Raw genomic sequence first — 17,494 nt, 5'->3', positions numbered from 1 at the left:
GGGAGATATGAAGACACGTAGCTTCGCCTACATCACGCGGTCGATCCGAACCGCGCCGTCCTTCGGCGAGGGCCTTGTGCGGTCCGTGCTGGCCGTCGCGATCCCCACGTTCATCCGCTGGTTGATCGACGGCGGTACCTCGGGCGTACCTTTCGTCCTCTATTTCCCGGCGATCCAGATGATCGCGACCTACCTCGGCTGGCGCTGGGGGGCGGTGACCGCCTTTGGCAGCGCGATCGCCGCCTGGGGGGTGTTCCTGCCGCCGCAGTTCGGCTTTTCCTTTGACTGGGCCCAGGTCGTCGCGCTGACGCTTTTCGGCATTTCCGCCGCGACGATGGTCTGGGTCGGCAATATCCTGCGCAACGCGGTGATCGAGATGGAGGAGCGCGCGCGGCAGAGCGACGACTTCAACCAGGAGCTCCAGCACCGCACCAAGAATTCGCTGCAGATGATGCGCGCGCTGGCCTCGCAATCGTCGAAAGCCACCGACCCCGCCCAGTTCTACGAGATGCTGGCCGGCCGGCTTGGCGCCTTGGCCAAGGCCAACGAACTGCTGCGCTTCGGCGCGCTCAAGTCCTGCGCGATCGGCGATCTCGTCGGCGCGGCGATCGCGCCGTTCAACACCTTGCAGTTCGACCTCGCCGGTCCGCACTGGGACGTGTCGCGCAACGCCTGCACGCCGCTGATGATGGCGCTGCACGAGCTCGCGACCAATGCCAGCAAGTACGGGTCGCTCTCGGTCGCGGCAGGGCGGGTGCGGATCGTCTGGGATGCGGCGGAAGAGCCGGGGCTCTACCGGCTCCGCTGGGAAGAAGTCGGCGGTCCGGCGGTACAGGCGCCGACGCACAGAGGGCTGGGCAGCCGCCTGCTGCGATCGGCCGGCGGGATCCCGACGGTCGACCTGCGCTTCGCGCCCGCGGGAGTCACCTGCGAGATGACGGTGACCGCGGGCTAGCCCGCGCGGACGAGCTGACCGAACAGCCGGGTGACGCGGTCCGCCAGGGTCGCGGTCTCCGATTCCGAGGCGATCGCCTCGTCTAGCAGGCCGTGCAGCCCGTGGAACATGAAGGCAGCCGTGGTCAGCGGTTCCTCGACCCGCCAGGCACCCTGTTCGGCGCCCGCGCGCAGCAGCGCGGCGAGGCTGACGACGAAGGCCTCCTCGCTGATCACGCAGCGCTGGCAGACCTCGTGATCGTGGAAGATGGCGTCGTGGAGCAGGTAGGTCGCGAGATATTCATCGACCGTCGATCGCGTCCAGGCGGCGAGGCGTGCGTTCCAGTCCTGTGGCGGGCAGGCTTCCATCGCCGCGTCGACCAAGTCGGCGAAGCGCTGCGAATAGCGCTTGCGCAGCGCCTCGAGCATCGCCGCACGGTCATGGAAGTAGTGGTAGAAGGTGCTTTTGGCGACGCCGGCGCGCTCGGCGATGTCCTCGATGCTCGTGGCCATGACGCCCTTTTCGACGAACAGCGCGGCGGCGGCATCGAGCAGGCTGGCGAGGCGTTCGTCGCGGCGGCGCGGCCCGGGACGGGCGCCGGCGAGGCGGCTGGGGCGGAGAAGTGTGACGGGGGGCGGTGGGGACATCAGTGCATCAATACTCGCATTGGATCCTTATTGCGAACAAATTGCAATTGACCTTGTTCCGCTCCGGCGATAACCGATGCGTCAATAATCGACCACCAGTCGATTTATACAGATGAGGGCGGTTCGGCAATGTCGGGCGAAGGGGTGGATACGGAATACGGGCCAGCGGAGCATGGGCCAGTGGGGCACGCGGCAGGCGAACCCGCGCCGCGCTCGCAGAAGCGCGCGGCGGTGATCGTCGTGATCGCGGTGATCGCGATCTTCGCGCTGCTGTTCGGTTGGCGCATGTGGCGCAATTCCGCGCCGCCGCCGCCCGCACCGCCGCCGACCGCGGTGGTCGCCGCCGTGGTCAATCCCACCAGCGTGCCGTCTTCGCTCGAGGCCGTCGGTTCGCTGCGCGCAGTGCGCGAGGTCATGCTCGCGCCCGAAGTCGCCGGCCGCGTCTCGCGGATCGCTTTCTCGGGCGGACAATATGTCGGCGCCGGCGCGACGCTCGTGCAGCTCTATGACGGCCCCGAGCGCGCCGATCGCCAGGCCGCGGCAGCCAAGGCCGAATTCGCGCGGCTCCAGCTCTCGCGCGCACGCCAGCTCGTGACGACCGGCGCGGAATCGCGCGAAGTCGTGCAGCAGCGCCAGGCCGAATACGACCAGGCGATTGCCGCCGTCCGCCAGCTCGACGCCCGGCTCGTCCAGAAGCGCGTAGCCGCGCCGTTCTCGGGCCAGATCGGCGTGCGTCAGATCAATCCCGGCCAATATCTGAACCCCGGCGACAAGGTCGCCTCGCTGACCGCGCTCGACGAGCTGTTCGTCGACTTCACCGTGCCGCAGCAGGAACTGGCCAAGCTCCAGCCCGGCCGCGAGGTGCGCGTGACTTCGGATGCCTTCCCCGGCCGTGTGTTCACCGCGCGCGTCACCACGATCGAGCCGCGCGTCGACGAGGCGAGCCGCAACATCTGGGTCCAGGCGACCCTGGCCAATCCCGACCGCGCGCTGCGCCCAGGCATGTACATCACTGCGGCGCTGACCTTGGATCCGATCGCGGGCGCGCTGGTCGTACCGGTCACGGCGATCATGACTTCGGCCCAGGGTGACAGCGTCATGGCGATCCGCGGGGGCAACGCGCACAAGGAAGGCAAGGCCGAGCCGGTCGCGGTCAAGACCGGGCGCCGCTTCGGCAATTCGGTGGTGGTTACCAGCGGGCTCAAGGCCGGCGACGTCGTCGTCACCGAAGGCCAGCTTCGCGTCCAGCCCGGGGCCGATCTCAAGGTGTCGAAGCTGATCCCGGCCAGCGGAGAGTAAGGCGCGTGCAGTTCACCGACCGCTTCATCCGCAGCCCGATCCTGGCGATCGTCGTCAGCCTGCTGATCCTTCTGGTCGGCGGCGCGTCGATGTTCATGCTCAACACGCGCGAATATCCGAACATGGAAAGCGCGACGATCGTCGTGACCACCTCCTATCCGGGCGCGACGCAAGAGGTGATGCAGGGCTTCGTCACCACGCCGATCAGCCAGGCGATCGCCACGGCAAACGGCATCGAATACCTGACCTCGACCTCCAGCCAGGGCATGTCCACGGTCAACGCCAAGCTCGTGCTCAACGCCAATGCCGACCGGTCGATGACCGAGATCCTGGCGCGCGTGCAGCAGGTCAAGAACCGCCTGCCGCCGGGCGCGACCGACCCGGTGATCAACAAGATCACCGACGGCGTCGCTGCCGTGCAGTACATCACCTTCCAGAATCCCAAGCTGACGATCCCGCAGCTGACCGACTTCGCCAGCCGCGTCGCCGAGCCGCTGTTCACCTCGGTCGCCGGGGTCGGCAAGGTCGAGATGGGCGGCCAGCAGGTGCTGGCCATGCGCATCTGGCTCGACCCCGACAAGCTGACCGCGCGCGGCATCTCGGCGGGCGAGGTGGCGCAGGCGCTGCGCGCGAACAACGTCCAGTCGGCGCCGGGCCAGCTCAAGGGCGCGCGCACGGCGATCAACATCACCGCCTCGACCGACCTGCGCGGCGTCGACGATTTCAAGAACATGGTCATCAAGACCACGGGTTCCTCGATCGTGCGGCTATCCGACGTCGCGACGATCGAGATCGGCGGTCAGAACTACGACAGCAACGCGATGAGCAGCGGCAAGCCCGCGGTGTTCATCGCGATCTCGCCGACACCCGACGGCAACCCGCTCGAGATCGTCAAGGCGGTCAACGCGCTGCTGCCCGGGATCGAGCGCGTCGCCCCGCCGGGTACCAAGGTGTTCAACCAGTTCGACGTCGCCCACTTCGTCAACGCCTCGATCGAGGAAGTGCAGTCGACCTTGATCGAGGCGATCGTCATCGTCGTCATCGTCATCTTCCTGTTCCTCGGCTCGTTCCGCGCGGTGATCATCCCGGTGGTGACGATCCCGCTGTCGCTGGTCGGCACGGCGGCGCTGATGCTGATGTTCGGCTTCTCGCTGAACTTGCTGACCCTGCTGGCGATGGTCCTGGCGATCGGTCTCGTCGTCGACGACGCGATCGTCGTGGTCGAGAACATCCACCGCCACATCGAGGAGGGGCTGACCCCGATCAAGGCGGCGCTCGTCGGCGCGCGCGAGATCGTCGGGCCGGTGATCGCGATGACGATCACCCTGGCCGCGGTCTATACGCCGATCGGCCTGATGGGCGGCCTGACCGGCGCGCTGTTCCGCGAATTCGCCTTCACCCTGGCAGGATCGGTGATCGTCTCTGGTGTCGTCGCGCTGACCCTGTCACCGATGATGAGCTCCTACCTGCTCAACGCGAACCTCTCCGAAGGCAAGCTCTCGCAGAAGATCGAGCACAACATGCAGCGCCTGACCGAGCGCTATTCGCGGCTGCTCGACAAGACGCTGGCGATCCGCGGTGCGGTGATGATCGCCGGGCTCGCGGTGCTGGCCGGCATCGTCATCCTGTTCACCGGCGCGCAGCGCGAGCTGGCGCCTGAAGAGGACCAGGGCGTCATCTTCACCCAGCTCAAGGGGCCGCAGTACGCGAGCGTCGACTATACCGCGCGCTATGCCAGCGGCATGGACGCGATCTTCCACGAGCAGAAGGAATACCGCTCGTCGTGGTTCGGCTCGGGTCCGGGCAACACCGGCTTCGGCGGCATCATCCTCAAGGACTGGGACCAGCGCGACCGCAGCGCCGCGCAGATCCAGGCCGAGCTCAACCAGAAGGGTTCGGGCCTGACCGGCGTCTTCGCCGCGGTGTTCCAGCCGCCCTCGCTGCCTGCGGGTTCCGGCGGTCTGCCCGTGCAGATGGTCATCCGCTCGTCGGCCGACTTCAACGAGCTCTACCAGACGATGGAGGGCATCAAGGGTGCGGCCTGGGGCTCGGGCCTGTTCGCCTTTGTCGACAGCGACCTTGCCTTCGACAGCCCCGAGGCGCGGATCACGATCGACCGCGCCAAGGCCGGCGAGCTCGGCGTGACGATGGACGACATTTCGAACACCCTGGCGACCCTGGTGGGCGAGAACTACGTCAACCGCTTCAACTATTACGACCGCTCCTACGACGTCATTGCCCAGGTCCCGCAGGACCGCCGCCTGACGCCGGACTCGATCGGCCGTTTCTACGTCAAGGCGCAGTCGGGCCAGCTGATCCCGCTGTCGACCGTGGTCAGGGTCGACATGCGCCCGCAAGCCAACATGCTGCCGCAGTACAACCAGATGAACTCGGTAACGCTCTCGGCGATCATGGCGCCGGGCACGACGATGGGCCAGGCCGTGGCCTTCCTGCAATCGCAGAAGCTGCCCGCGGGCTTCGAGGTCGACTGGCTGTCGGACAGCCGGCAATATGTCTACGAAGGCAATGCCCTGACCGTGTCGTTCGGCTTCGCGCTGGTCGTTATCTTCCTCGTGCTCGCCGCGCAGTTCGAAAGCTTCCGCGATCCGCTGGTGATCCTGGTGACCGTGCCGCTGGCGGTCTGCGGCGCGCTGATCCCGCTCTACCTCGGCTTCACCACGCTCAACATCTACACGCAGATCGGTCTCGTCACGCTGATCGGCCTGATCTCGAAGCACGGCATCCTGATGGTCTCTTTCGCCAACGAGATGCAGCACAACGAAGGGTTGAGCCGGGTCGACGCGATCCGCAAGGCCGCCGCGGTGCGTATGCGGCCGGTGCTGATGACCACGGCGGCGATGGTCGCGGGCCTGATCCCGCTGATCTTCGCGGCGGGCGCGGGTGCCTCGAGCCGCTTCGCGATCGGCATCGTCGTGGTCATGGGCATGTTGATCGGCACGCTGTTCACCCTGTTCGTGCTGCCCACGGTCTACAGCTTCATCGCGCGCGACCACAGCGCCGCGGCTGACAGCGAACGCTCGAAGACGACGGTCGGGCCGGAGGACTTCTCGCATGCGTAAGCTCGCCGCGATCCTGCTGCCGCTGCTCGCTTCCGCCTGCGCGGTCGGACCCGACTACAAGCGCCCGACCACGCCGCCGCCGGCCGCCGCGACCTTCCAGACCGTCGCGCCCGGGCTGTCGAGCGCGCCGGCCGAAGACAAGTGGTGGCGGCTCTACGACGATCCCGCGCTCGACACGCTGGTCCAGCGCGCGCTCGCGGCCAATACCGACCTGCGCGCCGCGCGCGCCAATCTCGAACGCGCCCAAGCCGTGCTGCGCGAGGCGCGCGCCAACCGGCTGCCGCAGGGGCAGACCACGGGCTCGGCGCAATATGGCAATTCGGGCGGTTTCGTCGGCCAGGGCGGGCGCTCGTCCGAATGGATCTACAACGGCGGCATCAACGTCGAGTGGGAGTTCGACCTGTTCGGCCGGCTCAGCCGCACGATCGAGGCCGCGCGGGCCGATGCCCAGAGCACGGCGGCGACGCGCGATCGCGTGGCGCTGACCGTCGCGGCCGAGACCGCGCGCGCCTATGTCGATGCCTGCGCCCTGGCCGAAAGCATCGCGGTCGCGCGCAGCTCGGCCGACATCGCCCAGCGCCAGCTCGGCCTGATCGACCAGCGCGTGCGTGCGGGCGCGGCGGCCCGGCTCGACAGCGAGCGATCGGCGACGACGCTGGCGAACATCCGCGCCGAGCTGCCGACGCTCGAAGGCCGGCGCCGCGTGTCGCTGTTCGAGCTGGCCGTGCTGCTCGGCCTGACTCCGGCCGAAGTGCCGGCCGAAGCCCAGGCCTGCGCGCGGGCGCCCAAGGTGCTCCAGCCGATCCCGGTCGGCGATGGCCAGGCGCTGATCGCGCGCCGCCCCGACGTGCGCGAGGCCGAGCGTAAGCTCGCCGCCGACACGGCGCGGATCGGCGTGACCACGGCCGAGCTCTATCCGAAGATCTCGCTCGGCGGTTCGGGCAATTTCTTCCGCAACGGCCAGGTCCAGGGTTCGGATTCGTTCACCTTCGGCATCGGCCCGCTGCTGTCGTGGTCGTTCCCGAGCATTCTCGCGGGGCGCACGCGGATCGACCAGGCCGAGGCGACGACGCGCGCTTCGCTCGCCGCCTTCGACGGGGCGGTGCTGACCGCGCTCAAGGAGGCCGAACAGGCGCTGTCCAGCTATGCCGCAGAGACCGAGCGGAACCAGCGGCTGCGCGAGGCGGTGAGCCACGCCGATGCCGCGTTCCGCCTGTCCGACCAGCGCTATCGCGCGGGTTCGATCGGGTTGCTCGACCAGCTCGACGCCCAGCGCGAGCTGATCACCGCGCGCTCTGCGCTGGCGGCTTCGGACCAGCAGCTGGGTTCGCTGCGGGTCGACCTGTTCAAGGCGCTCGGCGGCGGCTGGGCCGACCTGCCGCCCGAGGCGCCGCGCCGCGACTAGAGCGCGATTTCGCGGGTCACGCCGATCGCTCCGAGGAAGGCGGGATCGTGGCTGACCGCGAGGATCGCGCCGTCGTAGCCGCGCAGCGCGGCTTCGATCACCTCGAGCGATTCGATGTCGAGGTGGTTGGTCGGTTCGTCGAGCAGGAGCATCTGCGGCACCGGCGCGGTTGACAGCACACAGGCCATGCCGGCGCGCAGCATTTCGCCGCCGGAGAGCACTGAAACGGGCTTTTCGGCATCCAGGTTGCGGAAGGCGAAGCGCGCGAGCGCGGCGCGGGCCTGGTTGTCGGTCAGCGTGGGGTTGAGCCGGCGCATGTTGTTGATAATCGAGGTATTCCGGTCGAGTAGCGCGACCTGCTGATCGAGCAGGACCATGCGTTCGGACGCCGACTTGACGGCTCCTTCGCTGGCCGCATTCGCGCCGCATAGCAGGCGCAGCAGGCTGCTCTTGCCCGCACCGTTGCGGCCGGTGACCGCAATCCGCTCGGGCCCGGTGATCGTGAAGGAAAGCCCGTCGATCACGCGGCGGCCACCGACGTCCCAAGAGACGCGATCGCAATCGACCAGCACGCGATTGGCGGGCAGGCCCGACGAGGGAAGGTCGATCGTCAGCGGCGTGACGACCTCGACCCGCGCCTTGGCCGCGTCGAGCGCGGCTTGGCTTTCGGCATCGCGTTGCCCGGCGAGTGCCGCGCCGCGCGCGGCGGTGTTTTCGGCGCGCTCCTTCTGGCGGCCGAGCAGGATCTTGGGCGCCGAACCGCTGCCGGCATAGGACCGCCCGGCCTTGTCGCGCCGCGCCTGGCGTTCGCGCGCGACCTGCGCCTCGCGCGCCTGGCTGCGGACCTGGCGTTCGGCACGGTCGAGTTCGCCCTCGGCGGCTGCGCGCGCGGCGTCGCGCGCCTCGACATAGGCCGACCAGCCGCCGCCGTGGACGGTGACGCCCGTGGGCGAGAGCGCGACGATCCGGTCCATATGTTCGAGCAGCGCGCGGTCGTGGCTGGCGACGATCGCGCCGCCGCGCCAGCCGGCGAGCAGTTCGGCGATCGCCGCGCGGCCCTCGGCGTCGAGGTTGTTGGTCGGCTCGTCGAGCAGCAGCAGGTCGGGCGGATCGATCAGCAGCCGCGCCACGCCGATGCGCGTGCGCTCGCCGCCGCTGAAGCTGGCGAGCGGGCGGTCGAGCGCCACCGACGAAAGGCCGGCCTGGGCGAAGGCCTCGTCGATGCGTGCGGGCAGGGTCCAGTCGGCAAGGTCGAAGTCGGGTTCGTCGGCCGCGCCCTGTTCGATCCGGTCGAGCCGGGCGAGCGCGGGGGCGATGTCGAGCGCTTCGGCGACCTTGACCTCATCGGCGAGCAGCGCCTGGCGCAGCATGGCGGTGGTGCCCGATCGCGTGATCGTGCCCGCGCTGGGCGCGAGCTCGCCCGCGATCATGCGCAGCAGGGTCGACTTGCCCGCGCCGTTGCGGCCGACGAGGCCGGTACGTTCGGCGCCGAAGCTCAGCGACAGGTCTGAAAACAGGGTCTTGCCCGACGGCGTCGCAGCCGCGACCGAGGCGAGGGTGAGGAAAGCAGGCATGGATAGGCACCGGAGAAAACAAAGGGACGGGCTGGTTCAGCGCGTCTTCCGGTCCATTCCATCCTCCTGTGCCCTGCCGACAGGGTGCCGGCGCGAGGGTTATATAGGGCACCCTGAGCGTGACTGCAAATCGTCGCCTAACAGCCAATCCGTCGCCCCTGCCTGCGCAGGGGCGACGGATTTTTAGGCGGCGAGGATGGCCAAAGCCTTCCTCAATCCTGCTCCAGGTCGAACAGGTCGCGATACTGGCGCGGTTGCGAGCGCAGGTATTGCGGCGGCGCCTTGACGCTGGCGCCGAGGTGCGCGGCGGCGTGCCAGGGCCAGCGCGGATCATAGAGAATGCCGCGCGCCAGTGCGATCGCGTCGGCATCGCCGGTGGCGACGATCGCCTCGGCCTGCTCGAACTCGGTGATCAGGCCGACCGCGACCACGGGCATGGTCACCGCCTGCTTGACCGCGCGCGCCAGGGGGACCTGATAGCTGGGGCCGACGGGGATCTGCTGGTGATGCGCGAGCCCGCCGCTCGAGACGTGGATCGCCGCGCAGCCGCGGGCTTCGAGCGCCTGGGCGAGCGCCACCGTCTGTTCGACGTCCCAGCCGCCCTCGGCCCAGTCGGTGCCCGAGACGCGGACGGTGACGGGCTTGTCGGCGGGGAAGGCGGCGCGCACCGCGTCGAACACTTCGAGCGGGAAGCGCAGGCGGTTTTCGAGGCTGCCGCCATATTCGTCCTCGCGCCGGTTCGACAGCGGCGAGAGGAATTCGTGGAGCAGGTAGCCGTGCGCCATGTGGATCTGCACCGCATCGAGCCCGATCCGCGCCGCACGCCGGGCCGCGGCGGCGAAGGCCTCGCGGATCGCATCGAGGCCCGCGCGGTCGAGTGCGAGCGGCGGAACTTCGCCCTCCTCGAAAGCCAGCGCCGAGGGGGCGACGGTCTGCCAGCCGTTGGCGTGATCGGGGGCGAGCTGCTTGCCGCCGTGCCAGGGCAGGTCGGTCGAGGCCTTGCGCCCGGCATGGGCGAGCTGGATCGCGATCGGCATGTCGGACCACTTGCGGACGCTGGCGAGGACATCGGCCATAGCCGCTTCGGTCGCGTCGTCCCACAGCCCGACGTCGGCATAGGAGATGCGGCCTTCGGGCAGGACCGCGGTCGCCTCGATCGTCAGCAGCGCCGCGCCCGAGAGCGCGAGCTGGCCGAGATGGATCGTGTGCCAGTCGGTCATGCGGCCGTCGACCGCCGAATACTGGCACATCGGCGCGATGACGATGCGGTTGGCCAGGGTCTGGTCGCCCACGGTCAGGGGCTCGAATAGACGGGGGGTGGGCACCGTGCCTCCTAGGTCAAAGGGTTCGGCACGGCAGGATGCTCGCGAGCCGATGCGTGGGCCGGTTGGCCGTGCTCGGAAAAGCTGGCGAGGATCGGCCGGAATACAAGCGCCGGCGCGCGCAGGGGGACCGAAAGAAAATCTGGTCCCGACGATAGTTGGAGAGGGGTCGCCTCGGTGGCCGCCCCTCTCCGAACTCGTCGTGCCTTGTGAAAGCTGAGGTTTCGCAAGGCAGCTTCGCGCTCCGCCCGCAAGGGGGATGCGCGAAGTGAAGGGCTTAGCCGTTCAGCTTGTCCTTGACCGCCTTGGCAGCGGCGAAGGTCAGCTTCTTCGAAGCAGCGATCTGCATCGCGGCGCCGGTTGCCGGGTTACGGCCTTCGCGAGCCGGGCTGTCCTTGACCTTGAACTTGCCGAAACCGTTCAGCGAGACTTCCTCACCCTTGCTGGCAGCCGTGGCGATCGCGGCGAAAACGCCGTCGACGTACTTGCGGGCATCGGCCTTGGTGATGCCGTGCTCGGCAGCGAGGCTGTCGGCGATGTCGTTGTTGTTCATGTTGATCGGTTTCCCTTCAGTGATGAGGCGCGCCCGCTAGACGAGGAAGTTGGCAATTTCCAGTGCCAACCGCCCAGAATCGTACTGTTTCCGCCATAGCGGGGCGGGATCGGTATCGTCCTATCTCGGCTCCCCTCACCGGATCCGAAGCGGACGATTGCGATCGACTAGCATCACGCGCGGCCGAAGCAAATCGCAAGAAGCAGGTTTTCTGCGAGTTTTCGGTAGGGAAAAGCCCCAAACGAGGCGTTTTTGCGCTGTCCGGCATGCGATCAGTCGTTGCGCGGGGTCAGGCCGCGCGTCAGCAGCCGCGTGAGAAAGGCCGCATAGTCGCCCGCGCCGCGCTGCGGCAGTCCGCGGGGGCGGTCGTCGTCGGGCCTCAGGCCTTCCGCAAAAATCAGCTGGATTGTCGCTCGCGCCGTGGCCTCGACATCGTCGATTGCCAGTTCGCCGCTGGTTTTCGCCCGGACGAGGAGCGTAGCCAACGGCACGAAGAAGATCTTGCGCGTCGCATCGAGCATCTCGGTCTTGAGCGCGGCGAAATAGCCGTGATCGCGGCGCAACAGGCGTTGCATTGCCTGCGATGCCGGGCGCGCGATCGCGGCGAGGGCGGCCTCGATATAGTGCTGCAACTGCTCCTCGGCCGTCCCCGTCTCGTCGTAGCCGAGCGCCTCGGCGTTCATCAGCAGCGCGCGGATGACGTCGCGGAACAGGGCCTCCTTGTTCGGATGGCGTGCGTAGAGCGACTTGCGCGAGATGCCCGCGGCCTGCGCCACCGCGTGCATCGTCGCGGCCTCGCCATGTTCGAGCAGGACCTGGAGCGTCGCGTCGCGGATCGCGCGGTCGATCTCCGCGATTTCGGTGCGTTTCGGCCGGCCTTTGCCGCGTGCCCCCTCGGTCATTTCGTTCCCCGTGTGACCAGTCCCTGTGTCACCAGTCGCTTCCAGCACGTCGGTCGAGTTTAGACAGGCCTGTCGATAAAAGAAACACTATTGTGTATTTAAAATCGGCCTGCTAGTCGAGCGGCCCTACTGGGACGGATCGATTTTCCCGCCGATGACGCCGCCGCGATATCTTGTCCCCGTTCTGTTCGTCGGCCTCGCCGTGATGACCGGATGCGCCCCCTCGGTGCATTTGCCGCCGCCCGACACGCAGCTGCCGGCCGCTTTCGAGAAGCCATCCACCGTGGTGCCTGCCGATGCGATCGTGCTCGATCATTGGTGGGACGGCTTCGCCGATCCGCAGCTTTCGGGGCTGGTCGCCACTGCGCTCGACCGCAGCACCACGGCGCGGCTCGCCTATGCGCGGATCGTCGAGGCGCGCGCGACGCGGCGCCAGAGCCGCGCAACGACGCTTCCCACGGGCAGCTTTTCCGCCACGGCGACCGAGCAGGGCAGCGAGCGGCTGTGGGGCAACGGCCTGTCGCAGGATGGCAGCGAGGCCTATCAGGCGACCTTCTACCCGAGCTGGGAAATCGACCTGTTCGGCCGGCTCGGCGCGATCCGCGAACGCGCCGATCTCGACTATCGTGCTGCCGCGCTCGATTTCCACGGTGCGCGGCTGGCCCTGGCCGGAGACGTCGCGGCGGCGCTGTTCCAGGCGCGGTTCCTCGCGGTCCAGCTGGCCAATGCGCGCGAGACCCTGGGCATCGCCCGCGATCTGGCGCGGACCGGCGATCTCGGCCAGGCGCGCGGGCTGACCTCGGGCCAGGACGCGGCGCGGCTCCAGGCCGATCTTGCCAGCGCCGAGGGCGAGGTGACCCGGCTCGAGGCCGAGCTGCGCGCCGCCAAGCGTTCGCTGCTGATCCTGATCGGCGATCCCGCCGCGGCCACCGACACGCTGGCGATCGAGGCCGCGCTGGCCGCGCCGCCGAGCCTGCCCGCGGCGACGCCGGGCCTGCTGCTCGCGCGGCGTCCCGACGTGCGCCGCGCCGAACTGGCGCTGGCCTCGGCCGCGCGGACGATCGAGATCGACCGGCTGGCGCTGTTCCCGCGCTTCTCGATCCAGCCCGGCGCCGTGCTCAACGCCACCGATGCCGGCGGCACCGGGCTCTGGTCGATTGCGGCGGGCATGACCCTGCCGATCCTCGACCGCGCGCGCCTGCTCGCGACCTTGCGGATCAGCGAGGCGCGCGGGCAGCAGGCGGTGGTCAGCTACGAGCGCGCGGTGCAGACGGCTTTCGGCGAGGCCGAGAACGCGTTGACCCGCGTCGAGGCGGGGCGCCGGCGGATCGCCCAGCTCGCGCGGGCGACCGACCAGGCGCGCTTCGCCTTCGACGCCGCGCGGCGCGGCTATGCGGCGGGACTGACCGATCTCACCACCCTGCTGCAGGCGCAGCGCGTCTGGCTGCAGAACCGCGTGACCCTGAACGCCGCGCAGTTCGGCCTGTTGTCGGACACGGTCACCGCGGTGCGGGCGCTCGGCGGCGGCTGGGATCCGCAGGCTGATCTCGGCGCACAGGCGCCGCTACCGTCTTCCCCTACTTCGGAAGCTCCCTGATGCATCGTCTTGCTCTCCCCGTTCTGGTCCTGGCAGGCGCGCTGGCGCTTTCTGGTTGCGGCAAGAAGGATGCCGAGGCGAACAAGCGCCCGCCGCTGCAGACGGTCACCGTCGCCGCCGCCGCAAGGCGCGACGTCTCGGGCGCGCTGACCGCCTCGGGCCGATTGATCCCGCGCGAGGAGATGGCCGTCGCGGCCGATCTCAACGGCTACCGCGTCGCGCGTGTCACGGTCGAGGAAGGCGCCTATGTGCGCCGCGGCGCGGTGCTGGCCGTGCTCGACGACAGCCTGCTGCGCTCGCAGATCGATCAGGTCCGCGCGACCCTGGCACAGCAGCAGGTCGCGGCCGAGCAGGCGGCGGTGCAGGCGGGCCGGGTCGACGGGCTCGACAACCAGGGCGTGCTGTCGAAGGAGGCGATCGACAACCGCCGCTTCGCCGTGCGCTCGAGCCGCGCCGCCGCGGCGGCGACGCGCGCGCAGCTCAACGACCTGCTGACCCGCCAGAACCACCTGCAGATCCGCGCGCCCGACGACGGCGTGATCCTCGAACGCACGGTGCGACCGGGCGACACCTCGAGCAGCGGCAGCGCGATGTTCCGCATGGCGCGCGACAGCGAGATCGAGCTCTATGCCGAACTGCCCGAGAGCGACGTCGCGCGCATCTCGGTCGGCGATCCGGCCGAGGTCGTGCTCGCCTCGGGCCGCAAGCTGACGGGGCAGGTGCGGCTGATCGGCATGAGAGTCGACGCCCAGACCGGGCTGTCGATCGCGCGCATCGCGCTGCCGCGCGATCCCGAGCTGCGCCAGGGCGGCTTTGCCCAGGCGCGCTTCACGCGGACCTTCTCGGTGCTCGCCGTGCCCGAGGCCGCGGTCCACTTCGACGCCGATGGCGCCTCGGTCCAGGTGGTCGATGCCAAGGACCGCGTCAGCCGGCTGCGCGTGCGCACCGGCCGCCGCGCGCAGGGGCTGGTGGAGATCGTCTCGGGCCTGGCCGAAGGCCAGCGCGTCGCGGTCAAGGGCAGCGCCTTCGTGCTCAACGGTGACCAGGTGAAGGTCACCCAATGAAGATCTCGGCCTGGGCGATCCGCAACCCGATCCCGGTTGTCCTGCTGTTCATCATCCTGACCCTGTCGGGCTCGGTCGCGTTCCTGCGGATGCCGATCAAGCAGTTCCCCAACGTCCAGCTGCCGATCGTCACGGTCACCGTCACCCAGGCCGGCGCGGCGCCGACCGAGATGGAGAACCAGATCACCCGGCCGATCGAGAACGCGCTGACCGGCGTGGCCGGGATCAAGAACGTCAGCTCGACCGTGACCACGGGCAGTTCGAGCACGACGCTCGAATTCGAGCTCGGCACCGACCTGCAGAAGGCGGTCGACGACGTGCGCACGATCGTCGAGCGCACCCGCGTGCAATTGCCCTCGGGCATCGATCCACCCTCGGTCCAGCGGCTCGACCTCGATTCGGCGCCGGTCATGACCTATGCGGTCTCCGCGCCGGCGATGGGCGAGACCGAGCTCGCCTGGTTCATCGACAACGACGTCGCGCGCGTGCTCCAGGCGCAGAGCGGCGTGGCGCAGGTCTCGCGGATCGGCGGCGCCGCGCGCGAGATCGTCGTCGTGCTCGATCCCGAGCGCATGGCCGCGCTCGACATCAACGCGGCGCAGGTCAACGCGGCGATGGCTGCGTTCCACAGCGACAATCCCGGCGGCCGCGCGACGATCGGCGCGGTCGAGCAGACGATCCGCGTGATCGGCTCGGCGCAGGACGTCGCCGCGATCCGCGACCTGACGATTCCCGTCCAGGGCCGCTACGTGCGGCTGTCCGACATCGCCGAGGTCGGCGACGGCAAGGGCGAGGTGCGCGGCTTCGCGCGGCTCAACGGGCGCCCGGTGGTGGCGATCCAGATCTCGAAGACGAGCAATGCCAGCGACGTCACGGTCGACAACGCGGTCAAGGCCGGCGTCGCCCAGCTCGCCAAGGCGCATCCGGGGGTGACCTTCACCGAGATCGTCTCGACCGCCGACCAGACCCGCCGTGCCTTCCACGCGACGCTCGACGTGCTGGTCGAGGGCATCGTCCTCGCCATTGTCGTGGTCTACCTGTTCCTGCGCGACTGGCGCGCGACGGCGATCGCGGCGACGGCCATGCCTTTGTCGCTGATCCCGACCTTCATCTTCATGGCGGCGATGGGCTTCAGCCTCAACGGCCTGACCCTGCTGGCGCTGACCCTGGTGATCGGCATCCTCGTCGACGACGCGATCGTCGAGATCGAGAACATCGAGAAGCGCATCGAGCGCGGAGAATCACCCTATCGCGCCGCGCTGATCGGCGCCGATTCGATCGGCCTCGCGGTGATCGCCACCACCGCGACGATCATCGCGGTCTTCGCGCCGGTCTCGGCGATCCCCGGCGAGATCGGCCAGTTCTTCAAGGAATTCGGCCTGACCGTCGCCGCCGCGGTGACCTTCTCGCTGGTCGTCGCGCGCCTGCTGACGCCGGTCATGGCCGCCTATTTCCTGATCCCGCACGACCAGCGCGATTCGCACAGCACGGGCGGCGGGCTCCATCCCAAGCACAAGCGCCTGCTCGACTGGGCGCTGGCGCGACCCTGGACCTGCACCGCGATCGGCGGCGGGCTTTTCGTCCTGGCGCTGGTGCTCGGCGCGACGCTGCCGTTCGGCTTCCAGGCCGTGCCCAATCGCAATTACGTCTACGTCGCGATCGAGGGCGCGCCCGGCGCCACGCGCGAGGACATGAGCGAGGCCGTGCAGAAGGCGACGCGGATGATCGAGCGCGAGCCCGACGTGGTCTCGGTCTTCGCCCAGGTCGGCTCGACCAGCGGCTCGTTCGGCGGCGCCGGTTCGGACCTGCGCACCGGCACCCTGACCGTCGTGCTCAAGCACGACCGCGAACACACGTCCGAGCAGTTCCAGGCGCTGATCGGCCCCAAGCTGCGCGAGATCCCCGAGGCGCGGTTCTACAACCAGGGCAATTTCGGCCAGGCCGCCGTGTCGGTCGTGCTCGCCGGCCAGGATGGCGCCGCGCTCGAACGCGTGCAGATGCAATTGCTGCGCGAGATGCGCGGGTTGAAGTCGGTCTCCGACCCGCGGCCGAGCCCTTCGGCACCGGGGCCGGAGCTGATCGTCACGCCGCGCCCGGCCGAAGCGGCGCGGCTCAACGTCGACAGCCGGGCGCTGGCCAACGTGCTGCGCATCGCCACGATCGGCGACATCGACGCGACCGTCGCCAAGTATCCCGCGGGCGAGCAGCTCCTGCCGATCCGCGTCCGCCTGCCCGAGAACGCGCGCGACGATCTCGACACGATCGCCCAGTTGCGCGTGCCCACGCTCGATGGCCGGACGACGCCGCTGTCGAGCGTCGCCGACTTCCGCTTCCAGTCGGGGCCGGGCCGCATCGTCCGGTTCGACCGCGAGCGCCGGGTCGCGGTCGACGCCGATCTCGCGGTCGGCGCGGTGATCGGCACGACCCTGGAGGAAGTCCGCAAGCTGCCGACGATGCGCAACCTGCCCAAGGGCGTGCACGAGGCGAACCAGGGCGTGAACCAGCAGCTCGGCGAGCTCGTCATCGGCTTCGCCCTCGCGCTGGTCGCCGGCATCGGCCTGACCTTCACCGTGCTCGTCCTGCTGTTCCGCGGTTTCTTCAAGCCGATCGTGATCATGGGCGCGCTGCCGCTGTCGATGGTCGGGGCCTTCGCCGCGCTCAAGCTCGGCGGCTTCGCGCTCGAACTGCCCGTCTTCATCGGCTTCCTGATGCTGATGGGGCTCTGCGCGAAGAACTCGATCCTGCTCGTCGAGTTCGCGATCGAGGCCGAGCGCGCGGGCGCCTCGATGCGCGACGCGCTGATGGAAGCCTGCGCCCAGCGCACGCGGCCGATCATCATGACCTCGGTGGCGATGATCGCGGGCATGCTGCCCACGGCCTTCGCCGTCAGCGAAGGCTCCGAATCGCGTCAGCCGATGGCCGTCGCGGTGATCGGCGGCATGCTGACCTCGACCGCGCTGTCGCTGTTCCTCGTGCCGGTGATCTACGAGATCATCGACACCTTCGAGATGCGCGTGCGCCCCAAGCTCGCGCGCTTCGTCACGCCCAAGCAGCCGGGCGACGACGATCCGCTGCCCGACGAGGCACCGGCTCATTGAGGGGGCCCCGAACCGTCGT

General features: G+C 69.1%; 12 protein-coding genes. 7 read left to right on the top strand and 5 right to left on the bottom strand.

Going from position 1 to position 17,494, the window contains the following annotated elements:
• The first annotated feature begins 7 nt into the window (after positions 1-7).
• On the top strand, positions 8-955 hold the full coding sequence (locus OLX23_RS07305; RefSeq protein WP_264444099.1) for a sensor histidine kinase: 948 nt from the start codon (positions 8-10) through the stop codon (positions 953-955).
• On the opposite strand, the gene OLX23_RS07300 is transcribed toward OLX23_RS07305, so the two are convergent.
• The gene (locus tag OLX23_RS07300) at positions 952-1,581 is read right to left on the bottom strand and encodes a TetR/AcrR family transcriptional regulator (RefSeq protein WP_264444098.1); all 630 of its coding nucleotides are present in this window, start codon (positions 1,579-1,581) and stop codon (positions 952-954) included. The genes OLX23_RS07305 and OLX23_RS07300 overlap by 4 nt on opposite strands.
• 180 nt (positions 1,582-1,761) lie before the next feature.
• Here OLX23_RS07300 and OLX23_RS07295 point away from each other — a divergent pair, with 180 nt between their 5' ends.
• From OLX23_RS07295 to OLX23_RS07285, 3 genes are read left to right on the top strand one after another with little or no spacing between them, the layout of a single operon-like run.
• The gene (locus OLX23_RS07295; protein WP_264444097.1) at positions 1,762-2,880 is read left to right on the top strand and encodes an efflux RND transporter periplasmic adaptor subunit; all 1,119 of its coding nucleotides are present in this window, start codon (positions 1,762-1,764) and stop codon (positions 2,878-2,880) included.
• 5 nt (positions 2,881-2,885) lie between these two features.
• Entirely contained in the window at positions 2,886-5,960 is a 3,075-nt protein-coding gene (locus tag OLX23_RS07290) for an efflux RND transporter permease subunit (RefSeq protein ID WP_264444095.1), read from the top strand.
• Positions 5,953-7,365, top strand: coding sequence for a TolC family protein (locus OLX23_RS07285; RefSeq protein ID WP_264444094.1), 1,413 nt, complete (start codon positions 5,953-5,955; stop codon positions 7,363-7,365). Before OLX23_RS07290 ends, OLX23_RS07285 begins: the two co-directional genes overlap by 8 nt.
• Here the strand turns inward: OLX23_RS07285 and OLX23_RS07280 are convergent.
• The 4 genes from OLX23_RS07280 to OLX23_RS07265 form a co-directional block, all read right to left on the bottom strand.
• Positions 7,362-8,939 (bottom strand): ATP-binding cassette domain-containing protein, encoded by a 1,578-nt coding sequence (locus tag OLX23_RS07280; RefSeq protein ID WP_264444093.1) that lies wholly within the window; start codon positions 8,937-8,939, stop codon positions 7,362-7,364. The genes OLX23_RS07285 and OLX23_RS07280 overlap by 4 nt on opposite strands.
• 212 nt (positions 8,940-9,151) lie before the next feature.
• Entirely contained in the window at positions 9,152-10,264 is a 1,113-nt protein-coding gene (locus tag OLX23_RS07275) for an NADH:flavin oxidoreductase/NADH oxidase (protein ID WP_264444092.1), read from the bottom strand.
• Between the two features lie 274 nt (positions 10,265-10,538).
• Positions 10,539-10,814: an HU family DNA-binding protein gene (locus tag OLX23_RS07270; RefSeq protein ID WP_264444090.1), complete on the bottom strand. Its 276-nt coding sequence runs from the start codon at positions 10,812-10,814 to the stop codon at positions 10,539-10,541.
• 272 nt (positions 10,815-11,086) lie between these two features.
• Positions 11,087-11,716, bottom strand: a complete 630-nt coding sequence (locus tag OLX23_RS07265; protein ID WP_264444089.1) for a TetR/AcrR family transcriptional regulator — start codon at positions 11,714-11,716, stop codon at positions 11,087-11,089.
• A 154-nt stretch (positions 11,717-11,870) separates the two neighbouring features.
• Between OLX23_RS07265 and OLX23_RS07260 the strand changes: the two genes are divergently transcribed.
• From OLX23_RS07260 to OLX23_RS07250, 3 genes are read left to right on the top strand one after another with little or no spacing between them, the layout of a single operon-like run.
• Positions 11,871-13,313: an efflux transporter outer membrane subunit gene (locus tag OLX23_RS07260; protein WP_264444088.1), complete on the top strand. Its 1,443-nt coding sequence runs from the start codon at positions 11,871-11,873 to the stop codon at positions 13,311-13,313.
• On the top strand, positions 13,313-14,377 hold the full coding sequence (locus OLX23_RS07255) for an efflux RND transporter periplasmic adaptor subunit (RefSeq protein WP_264444087.1): 1,065 nt from the start codon (positions 13,313-13,315) through the stop codon (positions 14,375-14,377). Before OLX23_RS07260 ends, OLX23_RS07255 begins: the two co-directional genes overlap by 1 nt.
• Positions 14,374-17,475 (top strand): efflux RND transporter permease subunit, encoded by a 3,102-nt coding sequence (locus OLX23_RS07250; protein ID WP_264444086.1) that lies wholly within the window; start codon positions 14,374-14,376, stop codon positions 17,473-17,475. The genes OLX23_RS07255 and OLX23_RS07250 overlap by 4 nt, the downstream gene beginning before the upstream one ends.
• Positions 17,476-17,494 lie beyond the last annotated feature (19 nt).

This window comes from Novosphingobium sp. JCM 18896 (genome assembly GCF_025938095.1).
Lineage (GTDB): Bacteria > Pseudomonadota > Alphaproteobacteria > Sphingomonadales > Sphingomonadaceae > Novosphingobium.
Note: the sequence above shows the minus strand (reverse complement) of the source record. Positions and strands in the feature narration are given on the sequence as shown.

Coding starts and splice junctions, on each gene's coding strand:
- OLX23_RS07305 (WP_264444099.1), top strand. CDS start 8: ATGAAGACACGTAGCTTCGCCTACATCACGCGGTCGATCCGAACCGCG.
- OLX23_RS07300 (WP_264444098.1), bottom strand. CDS start 1,581: ATGTCCCCACCGCCCCCCGTCACACTTCTCCGCCCCAGCCGCCTCGCC.
- OLX23_RS07285 (WP_264444094.1), top strand. CDS start 5,953: ATGCGTAAGCTCGCCGCGATCCTGCTGCCGCTGCTCGCTTCCGCCTGC.
- OLX23_RS07280 (WP_264444093.1), bottom strand. CDS start 8,939: ATGCCTGCTTTCCTCACCCTCGCCTCGGTCGCGGCTGCGACGCCGTCG.
- OLX23_RS07270 (WP_264444090.1), bottom strand. CDS start 10,814: ATGAACAACAACGACATCGCCGACAGCCTCGCTGCCGAGCACGGCATC.
- OLX23_RS07265 (WP_264444089.1), bottom strand. CDS start 11,716: ATGACCGAGGGGGCACGCGGCAAAGGCCGGCCGAAACGCACCGAAATC.
- OLX23_RS07260 (WP_264444088.1), top strand. CDS start 11,871: ATGACGCCGCCGCGATATCTTGTCCCCGTTCTGTTCGTCGGCCTCGCC.
- OLX23_RS07255 (WP_264444087.1), top strand. CDS start 13,313: ATGCATCGTCTTGCTCTCCCCGTTCTGGTCCTGGCAGGCGCGCTGGCG.
- OLX23_RS07250 (WP_264444086.1), top strand. CDS start 14,374: ATGAAGATCTCGGCCTGGGCGATCCGCAACCCGATCCCGGTTGTCCTG.